Consider the following 1,180-nt stretch of genomic DNA (forward strand, 5'->3'; position numbering starts at 1 on the left):
CAAGTGGTTGCGGGTTTTCTGATGCGACTAAATTTGTCTGCGAGCCGCATCAGGACTGGATCTGGTGATCTGCGCTGCCAGATCGGTTAAAGTCCGGATTTGTGGATGTTACGGATGGCTGGAAGTCAATGCGGGCAAGCGATTCCAACGAAATTGAGCGTTGAGCAGTTCGAGCAATTTGTCTTGCCGCATCTGAGCACGGGTCGGCGCGGACCGGCACCGACGCTGGGGTTGCACAAGATCTTCAACTACGTCCTTCAGCTGCTGTACATGGGCTGTCAGTGGAAGGCGTTGCCGATCGAAAAGAATGACGAAGGTCGTCCTGAAATCCACTACACGCGTATCTATCGGGCGTTGCGGCGGTGGCAGGCCGATGGCTGCATCGACAGGATTTTTTCCGGCTCGGTGCACAAGCTTCATCAGGACGGCCTGCTTGAGCTCACGGTCATCCACGGCGACGGCACGACTACTGCCGCGAAGAAGGGCGGCGACAACCTGGGGTACAGCGGACACAAGCACCTGAAAGGCGACAAGGTGGTCGCCTTCTGCGATCGCCGCTGCAACGTGATCGCTCCATTCGTTTCTGCCCCGGGCAACCGCAACGAATCGCCGCTGCTGCGTGACGCGCTGCCCAGACTGAACCACATGGCCCGCGCCATTGGCATGGACCTGCAAGGCTCAACGGTCAGCCTGGACGGCGTCTACGACTGCCGGGCCAACCGCAAGGCGATTTTCAATCGGGGCATGATTCCCAACATTCCCGAAAATCCGCGTGGCCGTAAAGCGCCGAAGCGGGGCCGCAAACTGCGCTTTGATCCAGCCATTTTTGAGGAGCGTTTCAGGACCATCGAGCGGGTCTTCGCCTGGGAGGACAAGTTCCGGCGCCTGCTGCTTCGCTTCGAGCGTCTGAGCCCGGTCCACTATGCATTCAAGACCCTCGCTTACACGATGATCAACCTGCGGCACTACTGCTGACCATCAGCGCCGGTGTGAGCACCATGGCGATGGCGCCCCCGCGCCATGAAGCGTCATGCCAACATAATCTGCAATCCTGACAAACAATCGCTAAAAATAGCATAATGCTCGATCTTTTCACACCCCTCGAACCGCTCCTGCGCGCCCACGCCGCATCGCTTCTTCACATCCCGCTTGCGCTTGAGTGAAACCCGCAACCAGTTGA

General features: G+C 58.5%; 1 protein-coding gene. It reads left to right on the forward strand.

Going from position 1 to position 1,180, the window contains the following annotated elements:
• Positions 1-114: 114 nt before the first annotated feature.
• Positions 115-975, forward strand: coding sequence for a transposase (locus tag ACTJLC_RS31740; protein ID WP_114163726.1), 861 nt, complete (start codon positions 115-117; stop codon positions 973-975).
• Positions 976-1,180: the final 205 nt, after the last annotated feature.

The organism is Paraburkholderia sp. 22099, assembly GCF_052045835.1.
Lineage (GTDB): Bacteria > Pseudomonadota > Gammaproteobacteria > Burkholderiales > Burkholderiaceae > Paraburkholderia > Paraburkholderia terricola.